At 61.2% G+C, this 21,539-nt stretch carries 21 protein-coding genes; 8 read left to right on the plus strand and 13 right to left on the minus strand.

From position 1 onward, the window contains the following. Positions 1 to 18: 18 nt before the first annotated feature. A complete protein-coding gene (locus GOB93_RS04735; protein ID WP_173582342.1) occupies positions 19 to 1,731 on the plus strand; it encodes an ABC transporter substrate-binding protein in 1,713 nt (570 codons plus the stop codon). A gap of 296 nt (positions 1,732 to 2,027) precedes the next feature. On the opposite strand, the gene GOB93_RS04740 is transcribed toward GOB93_RS04735, so the two are convergent. The 3 genes from GOB93_RS04740 to GOB93_RS04750 all read right to left on the minus strand — a co-directional run bounded on the left by GOB93_RS04740 (position 2,028) and on the right by GOB93_RS04750 (position 4,596). Next, positions 2,028 to 2,321, minus strand: coding sequence for a hypothetical protein (locus tag GOB93_RS04740; protein WP_173582343.1), 294 nt, complete (start codon positions 2,319 to 2,321; stop codon positions 2,028 to 2,030). A 446-nt stretch (positions 2,322 to 2,767) separates the two neighbouring features. After that, positions 2,768 to 3,751: an NAD(P)H-dependent glycerol-3-phosphate dehydrogenase gene (locus tag GOB93_RS04745; protein WP_408742353.1), complete on the minus strand. Its 984-nt coding sequence runs from the start codon at positions 3,749 to 3,751 to the stop codon at positions 2,768 to 2,770. Then, positions 3,733 to 4,596: a 23S rRNA (adenine(2030)-N(6))-methyltransferase RlmJ gene (locus tag GOB93_RS04750; protein ID WP_242010537.1), complete on the minus strand. Its 864-nt coding sequence runs from the start codon at positions 4,594 to 4,596 to the stop codon at positions 3,733 to 3,735. The genes GOB93_RS04745 and GOB93_RS04750 overlap by 19 nt, the downstream gene beginning before the upstream one ends. Here GOB93_RS04750 and GOB93_RS21405 point away from each other — a divergent pair. Together GOB93_RS21405 and GOB93_RS04760 are read left to right on the plus strand one after the other, a co-directional pair. Continuing rightward, positions 4,582 to 5,046: a hypothetical protein gene (locus GOB93_RS21405; protein ID WP_242010538.1), complete on the plus strand. Its 465-nt coding sequence runs from the start codon at positions 4,582 to 4,584 to the stop codon at positions 5,044 to 5,046. The two genes, GOB93_RS04750 and GOB93_RS21405, sit on opposite strands and share 15 nt — an antisense overlap. A 1-nt stretch (position 5,047) precedes the next feature. Further along, complete coding sequence (locus GOB93_RS04760; RefSeq protein WP_198912672.1) at positions 5,048 to 6,187, plus strand: nucleoside hydrolase; 1,140 nt, start codon at positions 5,048 to 5,050, stop codon at positions 6,185 to 6,187. Between the two features lie 268 nt (positions 6,188 to 6,455). Here GOB93_RS04760 and GOB93_RS04765 read toward each other — a convergent pair whose 3' ends face one another. Then, a complete protein-coding gene (locus tag GOB93_RS04765; RefSeq protein WP_173582403.1) occupies positions 6,456 to 7,541 on the minus strand; it encodes a glycosyltransferase in 1,086 nt (361 codons plus the stop codon). A 169-nt stretch (positions 7,542 to 7,710) separates the two neighbouring features. On the opposite strand from GOB93_RS04765, the gene GOB93_RS04770 reads away from it, so the two are divergent. Beyond that, positions 7,711 to 9,408 (plus strand): S10 family peptidase, encoded by a 1,698-nt coding sequence (locus GOB93_RS04770; protein ID WP_408742361.1) that lies wholly within the window; start codon positions 7,711 to 7,713, stop codon positions 9,406 to 9,408. A 166-nt stretch (positions 9,409 to 9,574) separates the two neighbouring features. Here the strand turns inward: GOB93_RS04770 and GOB93_RS04775 are convergent, their stop codons facing one another. From GOB93_RS04775 to GOB93_RS04790, 4 genes are all read right to left on the minus strand, one after another. Continuing rightward, positions 9,575 to 10,945: a glycosyltransferase family 4 protein gene (locus GOB93_RS04775; protein ID WP_173582346.1), complete on the minus strand. Its 1,371-nt coding sequence runs from the start codon at positions 10,943 to 10,945 to the stop codon at positions 9,575 to 9,577. A gap of 2 nt (positions 10,946 to 10,947) precedes the next feature. Further along, positions 10,948 to 11,868 (minus strand): GDP-mannose 4,6-dehydratase, encoded by a 921-nt coding sequence (locus GOB93_RS04780; RefSeq protein ID WP_173582347.1) that lies wholly within the window; start codon positions 11,866 to 11,868, stop codon positions 10,948 to 10,950. A 7-nt stretch (positions 11,869 to 11,875) separates the two neighbouring features. Beyond that, positions 11,876 to 12,859 (minus strand): GDP-mannose 4,6-dehydratase, encoded by a 984-nt coding sequence (gmd, locus tag GOB93_RS04785; protein ID WP_173582348.1) that lies wholly within the window; start codon positions 12,857 to 12,859, stop codon positions 11,876 to 11,878. Positions 12,860 to 13,183: 324 nt separating this feature from the next. Next, positions 13,184 to 13,714 (minus strand): hypothetical protein, encoded by a 531-nt coding sequence (locus tag GOB93_RS04790; RefSeq protein ID WP_173582349.1) that lies wholly within the window; start codon positions 13,712 to 13,714, stop codon positions 13,184 to 13,186. 127 nt (positions 13,715 to 13,841) lie between these two features. On the opposite strand from GOB93_RS04790, the gene GOB93_RS04795 reads away from it, so the two are divergent. Next, positions 13,842 to 14,030 (plus strand): hypothetical protein, encoded by a 189-nt coding sequence (locus tag GOB93_RS04795; protein ID WP_173582350.1) that lies wholly within the window; start codon positions 13,842 to 13,844, stop codon positions 14,028 to 14,030. A 112-nt stretch (positions 14,031 to 14,142) separates the two neighbouring features. Then, on the plus strand, positions 14,143 to 14,535 hold the full coding sequence (locus GOB93_RS04800; RefSeq protein WP_173582351.1) for a hypothetical protein: 393 nt from the start codon (positions 14,143 to 14,145) through the stop codon (positions 14,533 to 14,535). 120 nt (positions 14,536 to 14,655) lie between these two features. On the opposite strand, the gene GOB93_RS04805 is transcribed toward GOB93_RS04800, so the two are convergent. Further along, complete coding sequence (locus tag GOB93_RS04805) at positions 14,656 to 15,273, minus strand: O-methyltransferase (RefSeq protein ID WP_173582352.1); 618 nt, start codon at positions 15,271 to 15,273, stop codon at positions 14,656 to 14,658. Between the two features lie 148 nt (positions 15,274 to 15,421). Then, positions 15,422 to 16,096 carry a PadR family transcriptional regulator gene (locus GOB93_RS04810; RefSeq protein ID WP_173582353.1) on the minus strand — a complete coding sequence of 225 codons (675 nt, stop codon included), beginning with the start codon at positions 16,094 to 16,096 and terminating at the stop codon, positions 15,422 to 15,424. Positions 16,097 to 16,881: 785 nt separating this feature from the next. On the opposite strand from GOB93_RS04810, the gene GOB93_RS04815 reads away from it, so the two are divergent. Beyond that, positions 16,882 to 17,880, plus strand: coding sequence for a phosphodiester glycosidase family protein (locus GOB93_RS04815; RefSeq protein WP_173582354.1), 999 nt, complete (start codon positions 16,882 to 16,884; stop codon positions 17,878 to 17,880). A gap of 418 nt (positions 17,881 to 18,298) precedes the next feature. On the opposite strand, the gene GOB93_RS04820 is transcribed toward GOB93_RS04815, so the two are convergent. From GOB93_RS04820 to queE, 3 genes are read right to left on the minus strand one after another with little or no spacing between them, the layout of a single operon-like run. After that, positions 18,299 to 18,826 carry a 6-pyruvoyl trahydropterin synthase family protein gene (locus tag GOB93_RS04820; RefSeq protein WP_173582355.1) on the minus strand — a complete coding sequence of 176 codons (528 nt, stop codon included), beginning with the start codon at positions 18,824 to 18,826 and terminating at the stop codon, positions 18,299 to 18,301. Then, complete coding sequence (gene queC / locus GOB93_RS04825; protein WP_173582356.1) at positions 18,819 to 19,586, minus strand: 7-cyano-7-deazaguanine synthase QueC; 768 nt, start codon at positions 19,584 to 19,586, stop codon at positions 18,819 to 18,821. Before queC ends, GOB93_RS04820 begins: the two co-directional genes overlap by 8 nt. A gap of 2 nt (positions 19,587 to 19,588) precedes the next feature. Next, entirely contained in the window at positions 19,589 to 20,224 is a 636-nt protein-coding gene (gene queE / locus GOB93_RS04830) for a 7-carboxy-7-deazaguanine synthase (RefSeq protein ID WP_173582357.1), read from the minus strand. A gap of 874 nt (positions 20,225 to 21,098) precedes the next feature. Here queE and GOB93_RS04835 point away from each other — a divergent pair. Then, the gene (locus GOB93_RS04835) at positions 21,099 to 21,506 is read left to right on the plus strand and encodes a hypothetical protein (RefSeq protein WP_173582358.1); all 408 of its coding nucleotides are present in this window, start codon (positions 21,099 to 21,101) and stop codon (positions 21,504 to 21,506) included. Positions 21,507 to 21,539 lie beyond the last annotated feature (33 nt).

Here is a 21,539-nt window from a genome sequence, read left to right on the forward strand (position 1 = left end):
AGGGGAGCGGAGCGGCGGATGCGGCGTAAGGCTGGTCCGGGAAGGGCCTGTATTGCGCTCGTGTTTTGCGGTGCGGTGGCTGCGCTGACCGGGGTGGCGCGGGCGGCGGACGCGGGAAATGTCCCCGGGGCAGATGCGGGGCATCGCGGGGGCACGTTGCGGCTGGTGGCGTCCGCTTCTGCCGGCACGCTTGATCCGCAGATCAACTATTCCGCGCAGTATATCGATCTGTTTGCGAATGTGTATGACGGGCTGACGGGGTTTCGCAAATCCCTGGGCGATTCCGGCAATGATGTCGTGGCGGATCTCGCGGAGGCTTTGCCTGTGCCGCGGGATGGTGGCCGGACGTGGGTGTTTACGCTGCGGCGGGGCGTCCGGTTTTCGGACGGGCGGGAGGTGACGGTTGCGGATGTTGCGGCCTCGATGCGGCGTCTGTTCCGGATCGGCTCTCCGACGGCGGGGGCGTTTTATTCGGCGATTGTCGGTGCGGATCTCTGCATGAAGGCTCCGGAGCGGTGCATGCTGGAGGGCGGCGTGGTCACGGATGCGGAGCGGAACACGGTTACTTTTCATCTGACCGCGCCGGATAATGAATTTTTGCAGAAGCTGGCGTTCACGCATGCCAGTATTCTTCCGGCCGGGACGCCGGATCATGATATCGGGAACACTCCGGTGGCCGGGACGGGGCCTTACCGGATTGTGTCCTATGATCCGAATGGCGGGATGAGGCTGGAGCGCAATCCGTGGTTCCGGCTCTGGAGCGGGGATGCGCAGCCGGACGGTTATGCGGACCGGATCGAGTATACGTTCGGGATTCCGGACGAGAGTGCGGTGACGGCGGTGGAAAATGGTCAGTATGACTGGATGTATGACCAGCTTCCGCTGGACCGGCTTGGTGAGCTGGGGGCGCGTTTTACCAGCCAGACGCATGTGAGTCCGCATCCGGTTGCTTACTTTGCGCCGATGAATGTCAATATTCCGCCGTTCTCGAACGAGAAGGCGCGGCAGGCTGTGAATTATGCCATGGGGCGTAAGGCGATGGTCATTTTCTATGGCGGTTCCGCGCTGGCCCGGCCGCTCTGTGACATGATTCCGTCCGCGATTCAGGGGCATGTGGAGCTTTGTCCGTATTCCGCCGGGGCTGATTTCGGGCATCCGGCGGCCCGGTGGCAGGCTCCCGACCTGGAGCGGGCGAAGGCTCTGGTTCGGGAAAGCGGCACTGCCGGTCAGAAAGTTACGGTGATTGTCTCCAATGGCAGTGTTGATCTTGCGATGGGGAACTACATGCGAGACACGCTGGAGGAGATTGGCTACCGGGCTTCGGTGAGGGCGCTGAGTCCGGGGATTATGTTTCCCTATATTCAGAACAGCGCGAATCATGTGCAGATTTCTCTGAAGAGCTGGGCGGCGGATTATCCCTCGCCGTCGAATTTTCTCGATGCGCTGCTGGGGTGTGAGAATTTTCATCCGGGTTCGGACAGTTCGGTCAATATGCCGGGGTTTTGCGACCGGGCCGTGCAGGCGGTGATGGACCGGGCGAAATCGGATGTTTCGCTGTCGGCTGAGCAGACGCTGGAGCTCTGGCGTGAGGCGGATGCGCGTGTGATGCGGCTGTCGCCGATTGCGCCGGTTATTGAAATGAATGTGGTGTCGCTGACGTCACGCCGGCTGGGGAATTTTTTCTATACGAATGTGTACGGGCTGCTGTTTTCGAAGGTGTGGGTTCAGTAGGGGTATGCGCTGGGTCGGTCGGGTATGTCGCGATAAAACTGATAAAAGTTTTTGGTGAAGCTTTTTTCAAAAAGCTTCAGAAGACGCCGCCTTTTTGAAAAAAGGCGGCACCCAAAAACTTCTTTATGTTTTCAGGATACTGCGTCCCTTTGTGGGGTTCGGGGCAAGGCCCCGGAAAACTGCCGGGCTGTAACCCACGTGTCTGCAAAAGCTGTAAACGCAAAAAAGGCCGGGGATATCCCGGCCTTTCTCTGCACCGTTTTCCCGCGCGGAGCGGGGAAGAGGTGTCGGCAGTCTCAGTTCGGGGAAGATGTCGTTGACGTGTCTTCCGTCGAGGCGGCTTTTTTCTTCTTGTGGTGATGCTTGCCGTGGTGCTTGCGGGTCTTCTTTTTTGACGTATCGGTTTCTTCCGACGTGGTGGCGGGCGCGGCGGTTGCGTCCGTGGCCGGCGCGGTCGTGGTTGCCGGTGCTGTTTCCGCAGGGGCGGCCGGCGGCGGCTCGGCTGTGGCGGTCTGCGCGAAAGCAGGGACGGCTGACGCGCCGGTGAGGGCGATCAGGGACAGGGCCGCGAAAAGACGGGATGATTTCATGGAACAGTCTCCAGTAAACACAAACGGGCTTCCACCTCTGGTTGCGGAAGCATCCGCGTGTACCGGGTTGAAACCAGTTGGAGGCTCGTCTATCATAGTGTTGCCGGACTGTCTCGGATTAACTTTTCATCATGGCGGAATTTCAGGGTCGTAATGCCTTAATTTCAGCATAATCGCTCTGCAAACGGGATCGAATTCATGGTGATGTGTGATTTTTATTCTTTCTTTGAATTACATCGTGTTATGTGTTGGTAATTATGTTTAATAAAAGGTGATTTCATGCGTGCAAATTTGTACATTCAGGAAATATATGGCGATTGTATTTTAATAATATATCTTTCTTATTGATATTCGTTGCGGGTTTCTCTTTTTGGAAAATCCGTATATTTCGATCTTTCGTCCTGTTGTTGTTTTTTTCATGAGAAGCTGTCGTGCTTTGGGGCGGATTATCCGGCCGGATATTCTTCGCCGACGGGGCGTGCGAGCAGACGTTCGATGGCGTTTCCGACGGTGATTGCGCCGGAGACGAGATCGGCGACGGCGTCGATGACGGGGACCGGGACGGTTCTGGTCCGTGCGAGTTCGGCGAGGGCGCCGGCGGTGGGGACGCCTTCCGCGACGCCGCCCAGGGTGGAGAGGGTTTCGTCCAGTGTCAGGCCGGAGCCAAGGGCGAGGCCGGTGCGGAAGTTTCGCGATGCGTTTCCGGTGCAGGTCAGCAGGAGGTCTCCCATGCCTGCCAGGCCGGCGATTGTTGCCGGGGTGCCGCCGAGGGCGGCCGCGAGCCGGCTGATTTCGGCCAGGCCGCGTGTGACGAGGGCGGCGCGGGCGTTTTCACCGAGACCGGCGCCGATGGTGGCGCCGGCTGCGATGGCGATGACGTTTTTCGCCGCGCCGCCGAGCTGGACGCCGGCTGTGTCCGCGCTGTCGTAGAGGCGGAATGAGGGCGTTCCCAGCATGTCCGCGAGCGCGCGGGCGAGGCCGGGTGTCTCTGAGGCGATGACGGCGGCGGCGGGGAGACCGGCGGCGATTTCGTGCGCGAAATTGGGGCCTGAGAGGACAGCGGCGGTGGCTTCGGGGTGGATGTCGCGCAGGATGTCGAGCGGGAAGCGCAGGCTGTGGGGTTCGACGCCTTTGCAGCAGAGGACGATGGGGGCGGTGGCTTCGATCCGGGCGAGGGTGGCCGGGAGATACTGCATCGGCGTGGCGATGAGGAGCATGTCGGCGTGTTCGGGTCTGTCGCCGCTGATACGGATCAGGTCGGGGAGCGGGTGATCGGGGAGGCGGGGCATGGCGCCGTTCGGCAGGCGGGCGGCAGGGTTGCGGGCCTGGAGATGCACGTCCGCGCCGGTGCGGGCGGCCTGGAGGGCCAGCGCGAGGCCCCATGATCCTGCGCCGATGACGGCGATCCGTTTCATTCCGGTACGACCCATTCCACGGCCCATTCCACGCTGGTTTCTGTTTCGTCTTCCGCGAGATATGGGCGCAGGGCGCCGAGAATGGAACGGGCTTCGTCTTCAAACTGCCAGGGGGGATTTGCGATGAGCAGGCCGCATCCGTTCAGTCTGGTCGGGTCGAGTGGCGGGCGGAGGGTAAGTTCGGCGGTGAGCAGATTGCGCTGGCCGGCGTCTTTCAGCCTGTTCAGGAAGGCGCGGGGCGGGGCGCGGTGTTTGATCGGGTACCAGGCGGCGACGATGCCGCCGGGGAAGCGGGTTCGGGCGGTGATGATGGCGTTGGCCAGGCGGGCGAATTCGTCGCCCTGTTCGAAGGGCGGGTCCATGAGGGTGAGGCCGCGTTTCGCCGTGCGGGGCGGGAGGAAGGCGGTGAGGGCGCTGTAGCCGTCGCGGGCGTGGACGGAGACGGCGTGATTGTTGCGGAACAGGGCTCTGAGGCTGCGCTGGTCTTCGGGGTGGAGTTCGCAGCAGGTGAGGGTGTCGCCGGGGCGGAGGAGTTTTGCCACCAGTTCGGGGGAGCCGGGGTAGACGAGTTTGCCGTGATGGGCGCGGATGGTGTCGCGGACGATGGTGAGCCAGGGTTGCAGGGGGGCGAGGTCGGGCGCGTCCGGGCTGGTGTCCAGCAGGCGGCCGATGCCGTCGCGCCATTCGCCGGTGGCCTGGGCCTGCGGTCCGGAGAGGTCGTAGGCGCCGATGCCGGCGTGGGTGTCGAGGACGGCGAACGGGGTGGCCTTGCGGCGGAGCGCGCCGATGAGGGCGGCGAGCAGGGCGTGTTTCATGACGTCGGCGAAGTTGCCGGCGTGGTAGGCGTGTCGGTAGTTCAACGGTGTCTCACTCGCGGTTGTCTCGCCGGGGGCCGGGCGCTCTCCGGGTACTCTGTCGGGGGTGCCCTGTCGGGTGGTGGTTGTTCCGGCGGTTATACACCGGTTCTGCGATCGTCACGAAGTCGGGACGATCGCGCCTTGCGGGCGGTGTGGTCCTCGGGCATCGTCCGGGATGAGGACGGGTTCGAAACGGTTTTGTGGCGGGCCTGGACAGACCAGATGGGCAGAGGGTTATCTTTCATGAAGGCAGGGCTTTTTTCGGGGTTTCTGGCACTGGTGATCGGGACGGCGGCGGTTGCGCCGTCTGTGCTGGTCGGGACGGCGGATGCGGCGCCGTGCCGGGACGACAAGGGCAAGTTTACGAAGTGTCCGCCGAAGAAGCCGGTGAAGTGTCGTGATGCGAAAGGGCGTTATACGAAATGTTCCGCGGATGCCGGCGGTGAGGGCTGAGATGCGGAGCGTGAGGCGGCTGGCTTTCGGGCTGGCGATGGGGCTTTGTCTGTCCGTATCCGGTGTGGCGGCTGGCGTGTCTGCGGCGGCGGAGCCGGCCCGCAAGGTGATCGTGGACGATGACGGGTTTGGTCTTGCCCAGTGGATGCTGTTGCAGGCGCCGGGTGTGGATGTGCTCGGGATTGCGGTGGTCAGTGGCGATGTCTGGCGTGACGAGGGGGTGGCGCAGGCGCTGCGGGGTGTTGAGATTGCGCATCGCACGGATGTTCCGGTTCTGAAAGGCGCTGTTTATCCGCTGCTGAATTCGGAGAAGCTGACGGATCGCTGGGAGGCGCTTTACGGGAAGCTGGTCTGGAAAGGCGCGTGGATGAAGCAGTGGGTCGAGCCGACCGCGCAGGGTCTGCTGTCCTATCATGCGCCGGATGTGGTGCCGGATCTGCCGGAGGGGAATCCGGTGACGAAGGCGTCCGATGAGTCGGCGGTTCTGTTCATGATCCGCAAGGTTCATGAGTTTCCGGGGCAGGTGACGATCATTGCGACGGGGCCGATGACGGATCTGGCGCTGGCGCAGCGGATTGATCCGTCCTTTGCCGGGCTGGCGAAGGAGCTGGTCTATATGGGGGGCAGTCTGAATCCGCAGCAGGTCCGGGGCGATAATGCGGCGGCGGAGTTTGCGCGGGAGTTTGCCAATTCTCCGCGGCGGGAGTTCAATTTCCGCTTTGATCCGGAAGCGGCGAGCATTGTTTTCCGGGCGCCGTGGAAGCGGATTGTGTCGGTTCCGGTGGACCCGTCGACGGCGACGGAGGTGACGCCGGAGCTTCTGCGTCGTCTGGCGGCGGCTAATCCGGCTTTCGCGGATGCGGTGAAGCGGAAGCAGCCGGGTTTCCCGCTCTGGGATGAGATTGCGGCGGCGGTCTGGCTCGATCCGAAGCTGATCACGAAGAGTGAGGAGCTTTATGTGGATGTGAACAGTCAGTTCGGGGCAGGGTATGGCGATATGCTGTCCTGGCGGCCGGGTTATCAGCCGGACATGGATGAGCAGAAGGAGGTTGTGGTGCGGAGTGTGGATGTTCCGCGTCTGGAGCAGAAGATTGTCGATCTGCTGAGCCGGAAGCTGCCGCCTGCGAAGCAGGTCCATTAGAGGCTGTTTCAAAAGCCTTAAATGTACAAAAACTCTCATAACAGACTGATGATGTTATGAGAGTTTTTGAGTTCCGGCCATCTGCCTGCCTCAGTCAGATCCGGAGAATACTTTGCGATAAGCTTTTGATAAAAAATAATAAAAGTTTCCGGGGGCCGTCTTTTTTCAGAAAGGCGGCGTTCTCTGAAGCTTTTTGAAAAAAGCTTCACCAAAAACTTTTGTTTTTTCAGGGATTGTTGTGGGGTGCGGGCTACGGTCCGAAAGACTGTTACGCCGGTGAGGATCGTTCCAGACGTTCCAGCAATGAGAAGCCTGTTTTTCTGAAAATTTCCTCGCCATAGCGTGACAGAACGAGTTCACGCGCCTGCGTTCCCATTCCTGCCAGGGCGTCCGGTTTCTGCAGGGCGTGGTGCAGGGCCGCTGCGAGGGCCGCGGGGTCTTCGGGGGGAACGTGCCAGCCGGTGAGGCCGTCCTCGATGGAGTAATTCATTTCGCCGACCTGCGAGCCGATGACGGGGAGGCCGGCGAGCATGGCTTCATGGGCGGCGATGCAGAAGCCTTCCCAGCGGGAGGGCTGCAGATAGAGGTGCAGGCTGGTCAGAAATTCGTTCGTGCGGGCGGTGAAGCCGGGCAGGTGGACGCGGTCGGCGAGGCCGTGCCGGGCGATGATGGCTTCGAGTTCGGCGCGCTGCTGTCCCTCGCCGGCGATGATCAGTTCGAAGCGGGGGAGATCCGCTGTTTTCAGGCGTGCGATGGCGTGCAGGAGTTCGGCGTAGCCTTTGACCGGGTGGAGGCGTCCGAGCGAGCCGAGCCGGATGGTTTCTCCGGGTGTCCATGGTCTGGCCTGTGGCGCGGAAGGCTTTGCGCAGAAGATCGGCCAGCAGGCGAGGCGGGAGGCGGGGATGGAGAGGGAGGTGCGCGTGACTTCGGTGACGTAGCGGGAATCGCCGACCCAGAAGCAGGACAGATTCCGGAATGCGCGGAGCAGCAGGCGGTTTCCTGGCTTCAGCCGGGCGGAGTGCTGCCAGCTGGCGACGGGGACGCGGAGGCGGCGGCCGGCCTGCTGGCCGAGAATCGTGGCGCGGGTCAGGGATGTCCAGAGATGGGTGGGCCGCCAGGCGCGCAGGGTCCGCGTCAGCCAGAGACTGGCCCGCAGGTGGTCGTGCAGTCCGGCGGTGCAGGTGAAGACGTCCAGCCCGGCGGCGCGCATGGGGGGCTCCGCGAGGCCGTCGCGCCGGGCGAGAGCGAAGATGGCCACTTCGTGCCCGGCTTCACGGAAGACGCCGGTGATGGAGGGGACCGGAAAGGCCGCGCCTCCGCCTTCAAGTGAATTGATCACATAGGCGATACGCATGCGCGGGATTGGCACCATGGAGGGCGTCGAAGTCAAGACCGGGGGTGGGGTCTGGAACGGGGTCCGGGGCGGTCTCTGGCGGGGTTGTGATCGTGCGGGGCCGGTTTCCCGCCGCTGGCGAGTGAGGGTATAGGAGGGATGATTCTAAGGAGTGTGGTCGTTGCCGAATATGCGTTCGCGTCGCTTTCTGACGTCTGGTCTCTCTGTTTCCCTGATGTCCGTCGTTCTGTCGGGCGTTTTTTCAGGTGTTCTTCCGGGTGGTTCGCTTCCGGCCCGCGCGGCGGATTCGTCCGTGCCGGCGCATCAGACGGAGGGTGATTCCGCCACCGATATGGCGCGGGAGATTCCGGCGCGGCATGAATCGTCGGGGAGCGTGACGGTCGGGGGGAAGCGGATCGATTATCGCGCGGTCGCGGGGACGCTGATCGTTCATCCGGAGGGGTGGGACGATTCCGCCAGTGTTCTGGCGGCCCGGACGGGTGTGAAGCCGGATGCGAAACCGGACGCGAAATCCGACGACGGCAATCCGGATGCGACGGCGGCGATGTTCTATGTCGCGTATTTCCGGAAGGATGCGAAAGCGGAAGACCGGCCCATCACCTTTGTCTATAATGGAGGGCCGGGTTCGGCGACTGTCTGGCTGCATATGGGGGCGTTCGGACCGCGCCGGATTGTGACGATGAACGACTCGCATGATCCCGCGGCGCCGTATCAGCTGATCAACAACGATTCCAGTCTTCTGGATGTCAGCGATCTTGTGTTCATCGATGCGCCGGGCACGGGGTTCGGGCGGATCACGGGCAAGGATAAGAAAAAATCCTTCTGGGGCGTGGATGCGGACGGCCGGGCGTTTGCGAATTTCATCACGCAGTTTCTGGCTGTTTACGGACGGTACAACTCACCGAAATATCTGTTTGGCGAGAGCTACGGGACGCTGCGTTCGGCGGTGGTTGTCAATGATCTTCAGACCGATGACAACATCGATTTCAATGGTGTGATTCTGCTGTCCCAGATTCTCAGCTATGACAACAATGCTGATGAGCCAAGGATGAATCCGGGAAACGATCAGCCTTATGTTCTGGCTTTGCCGACCTATGCCGCGACGGCGTGGTATCATCATCGGCTGCCGGCGCATACGGGGGCGCTGCGGCCGTTCCTGGCGGAGGTGGAGAAGTTCGCCAGTACGGACTATCTGCTGGCCCTGCAGGAGGGTTCCGATCTGAGTGCGGAGCGGCGTAAGGCGATCGCCGACCGGCTGCATGATTATACGGGGCTTCCGGTGGACTACATTCTGCGGGCTGATCTGCGGATTGATGGTGGCGAGTTCGAGAAGACGCTTCAGGGGGATACGGACACCACGACGGGGCGGCTTGATACGCGCTTTTCCGGCCCGACGCTCGATCCGATGAGTGAGAGCGCGGAATATGATCCGCAGTCCTCGGCGATCAGTTCAGCCTATGTTTCGGCGTTTAACGATTATTCCCGCAAGGTTCTGGGATTCGGGCAGGGGCAGAGCTATCTGGCCGGGATCAATGCCGACTGGGAGACGAAGCATTCTGTTCCGGGCATGGGTAAATCCGATGGAGCGCCCAACGTGATTCCGGATCTGGCCTATGCCATGAAAACGAATCCGACGCTGAAGGTGATGCTGAACGCCGGGTTCTTCGATCTCGCGACGCCCTATTACGAGGGGATTTACGAGATGAAGCATGTGCCGGTTCCGGAAAAGCTTCGGAAGAATATTGAGTTTGCGCAGTATGAGTCGGGGCATATGGTTTATGCGAACGAAGCGGCGCTGAAGCAGCTTCATGATAACGTCGCGGCGTTTATCCGCCGGTCGTCCGGGCCGGCGCCGGCGGTACGTTAACACGGCGGGGCTGCTTGCGGCGGCCCCTTCACGTCCCGGTTTGTTCCGGGCAGTTTTTTGTGAAATCTGTTTTGAACTATAAAAAGTTTTTGGGTGCCGCCTTTTTTCAAAAAGGCGGCGTCTCTGAAGCTTTTTGAAAAAAGCTTCACCAAAAACTTTTGTTTTTTCAGAAGGCCGTCAGGATCTGTCGGGCGGCTGTTGTCCAGGGAACTGGTCTGAACTCTTTTCTGACCCGGTCCGTGGCGGCTGCGAGGGCGGACTCATCGAAGAGGAGGCGGCTGATTTTTGCCAGGGCTTCCGTGGCGTTATCGGGATCGAAGCTGTCGGCCAGGCCCTGTCCGGCTTCGGGAAGCGATGAGCGGTCTGAAATCAGGCAGGGGCGTCCGCGTGCGAGACTTTCTGTCACCGGGAGGCCCCAGCCTTCGTAGAATGAGGGGAAGACCGTGAAAAGGCTGTTCCGGACGAGCGAATCCATCACGGCGTCGGAGGGCGAGCGGATCAGCATGAGATGACCGTCGAGGAAATTGCTGTTGCGGATCTGCCGGAGCAGGTCGTCCACGAGCCATCCGGGTGAACCGGCGAAAACGAGTTTCGGGATGTCCTTACCGGGGTTTTCGACGATCAGACGACGCCAGACGCGAAACAGCAGGGCGTGATTCTTTCGGGCTTCCATGGTGCCGGTGACGAGTACGTAACGGCCGGGATCACGGACGATCCGCGGGGGGGCGGGCGTGCCGGTTTTCTGTGTGGTGAAACCGCTCGCCATGGAGATGACGCTGACCGGGTGACGCAGCGGGATGGATGTGCGGCTGGCATAGGCGGCGATGTCGCGCTGCGTTGCGTGCGAGACGGCGAAAATCCTGTCGCATTCGGGGAGGAGCGCGTCCAGCCAGCGCCGGAAGACGCGGGGCAGGCCGGGCTGGCACCATTCGGGCCAGAGCAGCGGGATCAGATCGTGGATGAGCAGGCCGGTCCGCATGCCGTATGTCTCGCGGCATTTCCGGAACAGAGAGGCATAGCTGGCGTGGGACCAGGGCGCGCCGAGGGACAGGAGAACGTCACCGGGCGATGGTGAAAAATCCTGATCGGGGCGGGATTTTTCTTTTGCGTGGACGGTGCTGGCGAGTATCTGGCCTGAGGCGCGGAACAGCGTGGCGGCGTCTTTTGCGGCCTGGGTCTGGTGGGCGATGAAGCGGCCGAGCGGGATGCGCAGAAGGGTCGGCAGGCGGAGTGCGAGGCGGCGCAGGCGGCCTGGTTCGTGCCGGGCGGTGCTGCCGGTTTCGATAACGGGAGGGGTGTCGGTATCGGTGGTGAGGCGGCGGTAGAGGGCGTGGACGTCGTCCCACGGGACGGAGACGAAGCCGGTGCCGGCGCCGTTATGGCGGAGGAAGCCGATGCGGTCGTAGAAATCCTCCTGGCTGAGCATGGCGAGGCAGAGTTCGGCGCCGACGCGCTGGATTCCGCTCGGTCTGGCGTTGTCGCGCGCGTAATCGAACAGGTCTTCGACGTCGATCCAGAAACGGGGGCTGGCGCTCATGGTCAGGCTTCGTGACGGATACGCTGCCGCCAGTCATCGAGGACGGCGCGGAGGGTGTCGTCCCATGCGATCGAGGGGCGCCAGCCGAGAAGATCGGCGGCGCGTTGCGCGGAGCCGGCGGCGCGGGGGAGATCGACGGGGCGGAGTTTTTCCGGGTCGGTCCGGACGGTCACGCGGGCGCCGGACAGGCGGATCAGATCGTCGAGGATGCTGCGGATGGAGCGGGTGTGGCCGGAGCACAGGTTGAGAATGGCGCCGGGTCCGGCTTCGGCGGCGTGACTGAGGCAGGCAGCGTAGGCTGTGCAGACATCGCGGACGTCGAGGAAATCCCGTTCGGCGTCGAGATTGCCGACGGAGAGGACGGGTTCCTGGAGACCGGCTTCGATGCGGGCGATCTGGCGGGCGAAGGCGGGGACGACGAAATCCGCTGTCTGGCCGGGGCCGGTATGGTTGAAGGGGCGCATCCGGAGGCAGCGCAGGCCCTCATGGGCGAGGGCGCCGAGGGCGAGGTCGGCGGCTGCTTTTGTTGCGGAATAGGTGTTGGCGGGGGCCAGCGCGGCGGTTTCGTCGAGAGGGGTGCCGCCGCGGAAGCTGTCGCCGTAGGTTTCGGCGCTTGAGGCGAACACGAAGGTGGCGGCGGGAGAGACGTGCCGGAGTGTGGTGGCGAGTCGCAGGGTGCCGTGGAGATTGACGGTCCATGCCTCGTCCGGATCGCTGCGGGCGGCGCCGATGCTGGAGATGGCGGCGAGGTGGAAGCACAGATCCGGGCGGGCGCGGGTCAGCGCTTCGGTGACGGCGTCTGCGTCGGTGATGTCGAAACGGCCGGCTTCGACAGTGCAGGCGGAGTGGGTGTGGCGGAGGGTGCGCAGCAGATGTCGTCCGACAAAACCCTGTGCTCCGGTCACCAGAATCCGCGTCGCCATGACGGGTTCAGCCGGCGAGTTTCGCGCGGTGGCGGGCGAGATCGGCCTCGACCATTTCGGCGATCATGTCTTCGAGGGAGGTTTTCGCGGTCCAGCCCAGCATGTTTTTTGCTTTTGAGGCGTCGCCGAGGAGGACATCGACTTCCGCCGGGCGGAGGAAGGCGGGGTCGGTTGTGACGTGATCGGCGTAGTCGAGGCCGGCATGGCTGAAGGCGATGCGGCAGAATTCGCGGATGCTGGTGGTGCGGCCGGTGGCGATGACGTAATCGTCCGGTTTGTCCTGCTGCAGCATGAGCCACATGGCTTCCACGTAATCGCGGGCGTGGCCCCAGTCTCGGGTGGCGTCGAGATTGCCGAGGGCGAGGGATTTCGCGAGGCCGAGTTTGATGCGGGCGACGCCGTCCGTGACCTTGCGGGTGACGAATTCGATGCCGCGCAGGGGGCTCTCGTGGTTGAAGAGGATGCCCGAGGAGGCGTGCAGGCCGAAGCTCTCGCGGTAGTTCACGGTCATCCAGTGGGCGTAGAGCTTGGCCACTGCGTAAGGCGAGCGGGGGTAGAAGGGGGTTTTTTCGGACTGCACCTTATCCTGGATCTTGCCGAACATTTCCGAGGAGGAGGCCTGATAGAAGCGGATGGCGGGATTTACGATCCGGACGGCTTCCAGGACGTTCGCGGCGCCCATGCCGGTGACGGTGCCGGTCAGGAGGGGCTGTTGCCAGGAGGCGGCGACGAAGCTCTGGGCGGCGAGATTGTAGACCTCGTCGGGCTTTACGTCCTGGACGATGCGGATCAGGCTGGAGAGGTCGGTGAGGTTACCGTCGACGAGTTCGACTTTATCGGCGATTCCGAGCCAGTGCAGGCGCAGGCCGACGACGTCGGCGCTGGCGGAGCGGCGCAGCAGGCCGACCACGCGGTAGCCTTTCGAGAGCAGGAGCTGGCTGAGATAGGCGCCGTCCTGGCCTGTAATTCCGGTGATCAGGGCTGTGGGCATTGAGAACTCGCGACTGCTTCGGACAGACCCGGCGGAGGCGGTGGGCTTTGTGCCGGGACGATCCTGCATAGTCGAGCGATGGCGACAATGCCAGCCGGGGCGGGGCTTGGGTCGTTTATGGATTTTATCGACGGGAGACCGAACGGGGCTCCGGCCTGCAACTCTGTTCGCGCTAACAAACCGGGATCAAAGGGAGCGTGTCCCTTTGTGGGGTCCGGGGCAAAGCCCCCGGGGTAACTGTTTTTATTTCAGGGTGCTGCCCTGAAACCCGCAAAGGGGCGTGGCCCCTTTGATCCCTTTTTATCTGCGAGGGGTGGGGGAGTTTCAGAGGCCCTGGGCGATGATGTTCTGGGCCTGGGCGGGGCTCAGGGTGGTGGCGGAGGCCGACACGGCGCCGATCAGGGCTTCCAGGGCGGGGAGCAGAGCGGCGACGGCCTGAATGATCAGATTGGCCTGCGACGGGAGGACGCTCTGGAAGTCCTGCAGGATGCCGATGGCGGCTTCGACCGCGCTTTCGGCGGTGGCGATCCAGCTCTGGGCGACGGTGAGGCTGACGGTGCTGGCTGCCGTTGCGGCGACCTGGGCTGTGACGTCGCTGACCGAGCTGATGGCGGCGGTGAGTTTCGTGACGTTGGCTGCGCCGATGATGCCGGTGACGGTGGCGGAGGTGGCGATTTCCGTCAGGCCTGCTTCGATGCTGCTGATGATGGACAGGAGTTTCGCGACGTTGACGGTGTAGGTTGTTGTGCCGCCGCTGGTTGTGGCTGTGCAGGCGGCGAGGGCGGAGGCGGCGGCGAGAGCGCCGGTGGCTTTGACGGTCGAGCAGAAAAGGGCGCGGCGGGAAATGCTGGACATAAAGTCTCCTGAAACCATTACGGAATAAAAATCGGACTGAGAGCTGAAATACCGGCGTGGCCCCTTGCCCCGTATCGGGAGCCGGGAGAGGGAATGTGGTCGCCTTACTGTGAACGGATCATCGGGGATGCCGGGGCCTGGCCGCCTGCCAGTCTATATGTCCCTGCTGTATGGTTCCGGTGTTCGCGTTCCGGTGTTCGGATTTCTCTGGCCGGTTTCTCTGGTCAGCGTCTCAGGTCGGATGTTTCTGCGTCCGGTGTTTCTTTTCCGGCGTTCCGGTCCTGGTTCGTGCCGCTTTGGCATGGCGCCGCTGTGACATGACGCCGGTGTGACATGACGAAGGGGGAGCTTCCCCATGTTTCGTGATGAAGTTAAAACAATCTCAGTAGGCGGGTGACCGCGCAACTGACCTGTAAAGAGGCCAAAACGTGAAAGCCCGCCTGTTCAGTCTTTGTCTGATTGCTGTTTTTTTCTCCGCGCCGGCTCTGGCTGACGACGATCTGTCCGAAGGTCACAGCAGCAGTACTGTGCCCAATGCCCAGTTGCAGAAAGAGCTTGCTGTGCTTCAGACGATGCCGGATCAGGCCAGTGAGGCCTGTATCGGCGCGCTGAAGGAGCTGCACGAAACGCAGGGCAAGCTGGAGGCGGAGCAGGAGCGAACGAAGGATCAGGATCTTGCCGTCGCGCAGGATGTGCTCGAATCCGATTATGAGAATGCGATCGAGATGTGCGGCCCGGATGCGCGCCGTCTCTGCGAGACGCATAATCCGGCTGATAAGCTGGCCCATGCCTGCGAGGTTCTGGGCAGCGTGCCGGACTGAGGACCGTTTCGCGGCCCCGTTCCAAGCTCCCGCAGCAGATGCGGCCCTCTGCTGATGTAAACAGACCGGGATCAAAGGGACTGCGTCCCTTTGCGGGTTTCAGGGCAGAGCCCCGAGGCGTCAGTCCGCCTTAAAACGACTGACTTCAATGCCGGTGCCGACGGGCAGCAGGACGCTGCTGATATCGGGTTTTGCGCGAATGGCGCGGCTGTATTTTTTAACGTCTTCCGTGCCGGGGCGGATCATGTTGTCGGCGACGATGATCGCGCCCGGGGCGAGCTTTGGGTAAAAGGCCTCCAGGCACGGGACGTAGAGATCTTTCCAGAGATCGACGAAGACGAAATCGAGCGGCTCCGTGAGGTCGCCGATCATCTGTACGGCATCGCCGACGCGGTGATCGATATAGTCGGCGAGGCCGGCTTTTTCCGCCATGTCACGGGCGTAGGCTGATTTGTAGCCGTGCAGTTCCATGGTGATGAGTTTTCCGCCTGTGCTGCGGGCGGCGTCGGCGAGCCAGAGGCCGGAATAGCCGAAGGATGTGCCGAGTTCGAGAATGGTGGGTTTGTCGAGGCTGCGGGCGAGGATGTTCATCAGCTGCCCTGTGTCGGGGCCGATGGCGCGCATGCGCTGATCCTGGCCGCCGTCACGGCCGCCGGGTGGTTCGGTGCGGGGCTGGCTGCGTTCGGCGCGCATCCGTTCGTGATAGAGGTCGAGAACGGCGGAGAGTTTTTCATCCATGTGTCTGTCTCCTCAGTGAGGGGGGCAGGGCGCTGCCTTCAGATCCTGGCTGATTCAGCAAAGGGTCTGCAAAGGTCTGCGACCTTTGCCGGACCCGGTTTTTCCGGGCCGGTCTTCTGGTCACAAAGTCTGTGCCTGCTGAAAGTTCTCAGCTGCGTTCGATGGCCTGGGCTGCCGCGTCGAGCGCGGCCGCGATTTTTCCTGCCGTATCCTGGTCGATTTCGCCCTGTCTCATGCGGAGGCGCATGGCCAGTTTCAGGTTTTCCATGGCGCGGATGACGGGGGGCGGGGCGTTGTCGCGGCCTTTGCGGCCCTGCGGGATGGAGCGGGAGAGGATTTCGTCGGCGGCCTTGCGGTTTTCCGTGAGGAACGCCTGACCCTCGGGGGTGATGTGATAGCTCTTGCGGTCTCCGTCCACGACCATGTTTGCGTAGCCGGAATCGTCCAGCCAGGAGAGGGTCGGGTAGATGACGCCGGGGCTTGGCGTGTAGCTGCCGCCGAATTTTTCTTCGATGGCGCGGATGAGTTCGTAACCGTGACGCGGCTGTTCCGCGATCATGGAGAGGACGAGCAGGCGGAGTTCGCCGTAATCGAAGAGCCGGTGTCCGCCGCGGCCACCGCCGCCATGACGGCCCCGGCCTTCACCGCGCGGGTCGCCTTTGCCGCCCCGTTTGCGCTCGCCGCCTTCGCGATCATCGCGACCGCCTTCGGACGGGCCTTCGCCGCGTTCCCGCATGGGGCGGGAGCGACCACCTGCGTCGCCGGTTTCAGGAGAGAGGAAGTGACGGTGACGACCGTCTGCGTGTCTGTTTCTGTTTCTCATGAACACCGATATAGGTCTCGATATATCTCACGTCAAGATATATCTGAATTTATATCGGGAATAATGGGTTTTTGGTTTGAGAGCTGTGTAATTTCAGATGGTTAGGTGGATTCGCGTTGGGGGGTCTTTTCAGGGCTCTGCCCTGAAACCCGCAAAGGGACGGGGTCCCTTTGATCCCGGTTTGTTTAAATAAATGGTTTGCAAAGGTCTGTGACCTTTGCCGGGTCGGGGTCTGACTTTGGTGGTCAGAGACTGGTGATGGTCATGCCAGCGGGCTGCCACCGACACTGTTTATATATGGGATATAGAGTCGTCGGGTAATGGATCGGGGCCGGAGTGTCTTTCTCAGCATTCTGCCCTGGAGCCCGTAAAGGAGCGCGGTTTCTTTGTGCCCGGTTTGTCTGGTTCAGATAATCTTTTATGGCGCAGGCCATAACGACCTGTATTTCGTTCGGGAAAACAGGAAACCAGAATTGCCCTCACGGATGCCTCTTTAAAAAGCACCATGATATCGAAAACATGCTCGCAGGCCGCATGCTTCAGAATCGTCTGATGAGTTGTCGAAAGACTCCGTTATTCTGACGGGAATTTTCGTGGTGTTCTGATTTTCGTGAAATAAAGAAGACGCGAAAAATACTTCATAATGTCATGCATGTGTGACGTTACTTCGCATTATTAAAATTACACGACGTAACCGCAATGTATCAAAAATAAAGCGAAGGGTGCGTGCGTGTATGGTCGTATTTCCATCCACACTGTCGAAACAAGAGAAATAAGGTCACAGGATGCGCGTTTTCAGATATGCGGCGGCGGTGCTTTCTGCTGCTTTTATGGTTACAACGGCGGCGAAAGCAGAGAGTACCATTACGCAAAGCGGTTTTACACCGCTGTACCTTGGTGTTGACATTGAGACAGCACGCGTGGATGGCAATCATGCTGATATTGTCAGGGTGGATCTGCATGCGCCTGGGCTGCATTTCGAGACCACCTCGGCCGGGGGGACATTAAATACGATTTCTGCTCCCCTTAGCCAGTTTGTTACGGATCACGATCTGCAGCTCGCGGTGAACGCGAATTTCTTCTCGCCGTGCTGCTCGTCATCGGTATCGCCTGAGAGTCTGATTGGTCTTGCTGTCGATCGCGGGCATGTTGTCTCCCAACCCTCTTATTCGGCCGGAAACGGCAATGTCGTTCTGGTGCTTGACCGCGAAAACCATGCGGAAATCAAAACGCTGAAAAGCGCGGATGATCTTGATCTGGACAATGTTTATAATGCTGTGGCCGGTGACATGCTCGTGGTACGGAACGGTGTGAATGTTGCGCCGACGGACAACGCCGCGGGCAGCTTTGACGGGCCGAACCCGCGGACCGCGGCTGGTCTGTCCTTCAACCAGCGGTATCTTTATTTCGTGACAATTGATGGACGGATCAGTGGTTACAGCAGCGGGGCGTCGCTGGCTGAAACCGGTGATCTGATGGTTGCTGTCGGGGCCTGGAATGCGCTCAATCTGGATGGCGGTGCCTCTACCGAGATGGTGACGCGGAAGACTGCTCATTCGGACCCGTTCATTGTCAATAATCCGAGCGGCGGTACGGAACGGATGGGTGCATCAGCGATCGGTTTCCGGGCGCTTCCTCTTCCGAAACATCCTCAGGCTCTCACATGGGAGTCCATGTTTGGCGGGCGGTTCTGGTCTGACCGTTCGGGTGTTCCGAGTTCGCTGGAAAAGGTCCGGGCGTATCTGTCGGCGAAAGCGTATCAGGACCTTGCTGATACCCACTGAGCGATGTCAGATCTGAACATCGTTTCCGGCGTCATCAGGGATCGGCAGGCTGGTTTCGGGTGATGTGTGTTCAGGGCTCTGCCCTGAAACCAGCAAAGGGACGCGGCTCCTTTGATCCTGTTTTGTTTAAATAAACAGGTTTTCAAAGGTCTGCGACCTTTGCCGGGTCCGGGCAGAGCCCGGAGACTGATCCGGGTTGCCGGATTGTTGGTGGTGGTCTGGTCGTATCGGTGTGCTGCGACTGGCACTGATTTATGCCGGGAATGGTGGCTTCTGAGAGGCGTGTTTTCTCAGGGCTCTGCCCTGAAACCCGCAAAGAGACGCGGTCCCTTTGATCCCGGTTTATTTAAATAAATGGTTTGCAAAGGTCTGTGACCTTTGCCGGGTCCGGGCAGAGCCCGGAATCTGAGCCGGGCGATCAGGTATCGGCGATGGTCATGTCGGCGCGTCGCCACCAGCACTGTTCCGGTGGTCTGGGGGCGGGGAGGAAGTCGAGCGGGTTGCCGCTGAATTCGACGGTGTTGGTGGGTGTTTCCTGCAGGGTGATGGTTTTGCAGCGGAGGAGGTCGCCGTCGGCAAGAAGCATGGCGTCGAGTTTGGCCTTCATCAGACAGGCCATCAGCTCGGTTGTGGGATCTCCGGGGGTGACGATGATCCGTGCGGCGCGGGCGGGTTCGTGCGTGCGGAACCAGGCGAGCAGGGGGTCGTCTTCGGCGAGTTGCAGGGCGTGGTCGAGGCGTTCGTCGACGAAGCGGTGCCAGCCGCTTTTGGCGCGCTGGAACGAGACCGGCATGTTGCTGTGGCCGTCGAGCCGGGCTGAGGCCGTGGGTTCGAGGCGGATTGTGACGAATTCGTTGTGGCCGTGGGGGAGGGCGCAGCTTTCGCTGGCGCCGTGGATCAGGCGGTGGCCCATGGAGAAGCGGCGGGTGAAGATCAGGTCAGGCATGGGTCTGATCCGGAGAGTGACCTGTCAGCGCCGCTTCGTACTGTTCCCAGCCGCTGCGGCGCAGATTGCAGGCCGGGCAGGTGCCGCAGCCATGGCCCCAGGGGTGAAGCGTGCCGCGTGTGCCGAGATAGCAGCTGTGGCTTTCGTGGTTGATGAGCGTGACCAGCTTTGTGCCGCCGAGGCTTTCGGCGAGGGCCCAGGTCTGCGCCTTGTCGATCCACATCAGCGGCGTGTGCAGGACGAAGCGCGTGTCCATGCCGAGATTGAGGGCGACCTGCATGGCTTTGATCGTGTCGTCGCGGCAGTCGGGGTAACCTGAGTAGTCGGTTTCGCAGACGCCGGTGACGATGTGGCGGAGGCCGCGCCGGTAGGCGAGGGCGGCGGCGAAGGTCAGGAAGATGAGGTTGCGGCCGGGGACGAAGGTGCTGGGCAGGCCGCTTTCGCTCATGGTGATTTCGGTTTCGCGGGTGAGGGCGGTTTCCGAAACCTTGCCGAGCGCGTCGAGGGCGATGGTGTGATCGGGGCCGAGGGCGGCTTTCCATGACGGGTCGATTTTCGTCATGCCGGTGCGCAGCGTGTCGCGGCAGGCGAGTTCGACGGCGTGGCGCTGGCCGTAATCGAAGCCGAGGGTTTCCACGCGGTCGAAGCGGTCGAGCGCCCAGGCGAGGCAGGTGGCGGAATCCTGGCCGCCGGAGAAGACGACGAGGGCGCTGTTCTGTCCGGAAGCGGGGGCGGGGCTGGGGATGGGGCTTGCGGTCATGATCAGGGGATTCCGATCAGTTTGTGGGTTTGCAGTGAGAGACGCCAGCGCGGGTGTTCGAGACAGTATTGTGTCGCGGCATCTGTATTGGCTTTCTGATCGGGGCCATCCATGGGCTGGAGCCAGAACTGCTCGAAATCGAGTGCCAGGAAATCCTGCGGGTCGAAGGCGGTCTGGGGGAAGACGAGTTTCAGTTCCTGGCCGCTTTTCTGGACGAGTGTGCTGCCGGCTTTCGGGCTGATGCAGAGCCAGTCGATGCCGGGCGGGGCGGCGATGGTGCCGTTGCTTTCGACGGCGATGGTGAAGCCCTGTTCATGGACGGCGTCGATGAGGGCGGCATCGAGCTGGAGCAGGGGTTCGCCGCCGGTGAAGACGACGAAACGTCGGTCTCTTCCGGGCGCGGGCCATGTGGCGGCGATGGCTGTGGCGAGGCTGATGGCGCTGTCGAAGCGGCCGCCGCCGGGGCCGTCGGTGCCGATGAAGTCCGTGTCGCAGAACTGGCAGGTGGCCTTGTCGCGGTCGGCTTCGCGGCCGGTCCAGAGATTGCAGCCGGCGAAGCGGCAGAACACGGCGGCGCGGCCGGTCTGGCCGCCCTCGCCCTGCAGGGTGTGGAAGAGTTCCTTCACGGAGTAGGTCATGCGCGGTGATGTCGGCCAGAGAGGCGGGGAAGGCAAGGGGGGATTAGGCGAAATCGCGGGTGGGCCGGGGTTTCTGTTCTGAAAGTTGTCCTGGGATGCGGGTCGCGGAGGGCGGGTTTTCGGGGTTTGTCCGGGTGCGCCGAAGGGATGGGGGCTTTTTGATTCGGTCTGCTGGAGACTGCTTCGAAAGTCTGATTGTGAAATTTTCTGTCAGTTATAAAGGCGGTTCTGGGGAGGGTTTTTGGGAAAGCTTTGGGGAATGCCGCCTTTTTGAAAAAAGGCGGCGCCCAAAAACTTTTGTTTTTTTTATAGGGGATTTGCGTGGGGTGTTTTTCGGGTTGAGGCGGGCAGGCGAGGGGGATGTAAAAATATAATATTATCAGTGTGTTGTGAATTTTTTCTGCGTTTTCTGAGAGAGCTTTTCTGAGGGTGTTATGCACGGTGTATTTTCGCGTGATGAAGCCTGTTTTGTTTCCTGTCCGTAAATATATGAACGTCCTGTTCTGACTGGCATGGTCGTGCTGGCGGGTGTTCAGGGTGGATTTCGGCGTGTGGAAGCGGGGCATTGCGGGGAGGAGATGATGCGTTTCCGACTGGGGCGGAGCGGTTTACCGGGGGAATGTGTTTTCTGAGCGGGTGTTTTCTGTAAATCAATGACTTATTTTAAGTATAAAGTTCAGATTTATGATATATTTATTATAATTTATGGTATATTTATATAAATAAATTTCCTGTTCCGGGTTCATGCTCTGGTTCTGTCTTGGGATAATATAAGTATTAACGTTTTATTATCTTGGGATATTTCGCGGCGGACTGTTACATCGTTTTTATCAGATGACCCTGAAACATGTTTCAGGAAATGGAGTGAAATACGATGTCCACCATGCGCGAACTGTCTGTCTCTGAACTCGATGCCGTATCCGGCGGCTGCCAGGTTTTTTCTGGCGGCTGTGCGCCTCATCCGTCATGTGCGCCGTCCACTTCGGTGTCCGGGATGATCGGGGCGTATGCGGGCTTCCTCGCGGGCATGTATAATGTTGAGGCGGATTACTTCAATCATGCGAGCTGCTCCACGATCGCCAGCGCCTGGCAGGATGTGGGAACGGATATGAAGCTCGGCTATTCCGCGACGCAGAACATGTCGGTTTCGGCGGCCACCAGTTTTCTGAAGCAGACGATTTCTGCCATTCAGGGTGCTGAGACGTTCGGCAAGTGCGGTTCTGTGGTTGCCGCCTCGACGATTGCTTTCCCGACGATCACGCCGGGTGGCTTCGGCAGCTGATCCGCGGCCTTTTTGTTTCCGGTATTCTGACAT

Source organism: Acetobacter musti (assembly GCF_011516835.1).
Lineage (GTDB): Bacteria > Pseudomonadota > Alphaproteobacteria > Acetobacterales > Acetobacteraceae > Acetobacter > Acetobacter musti.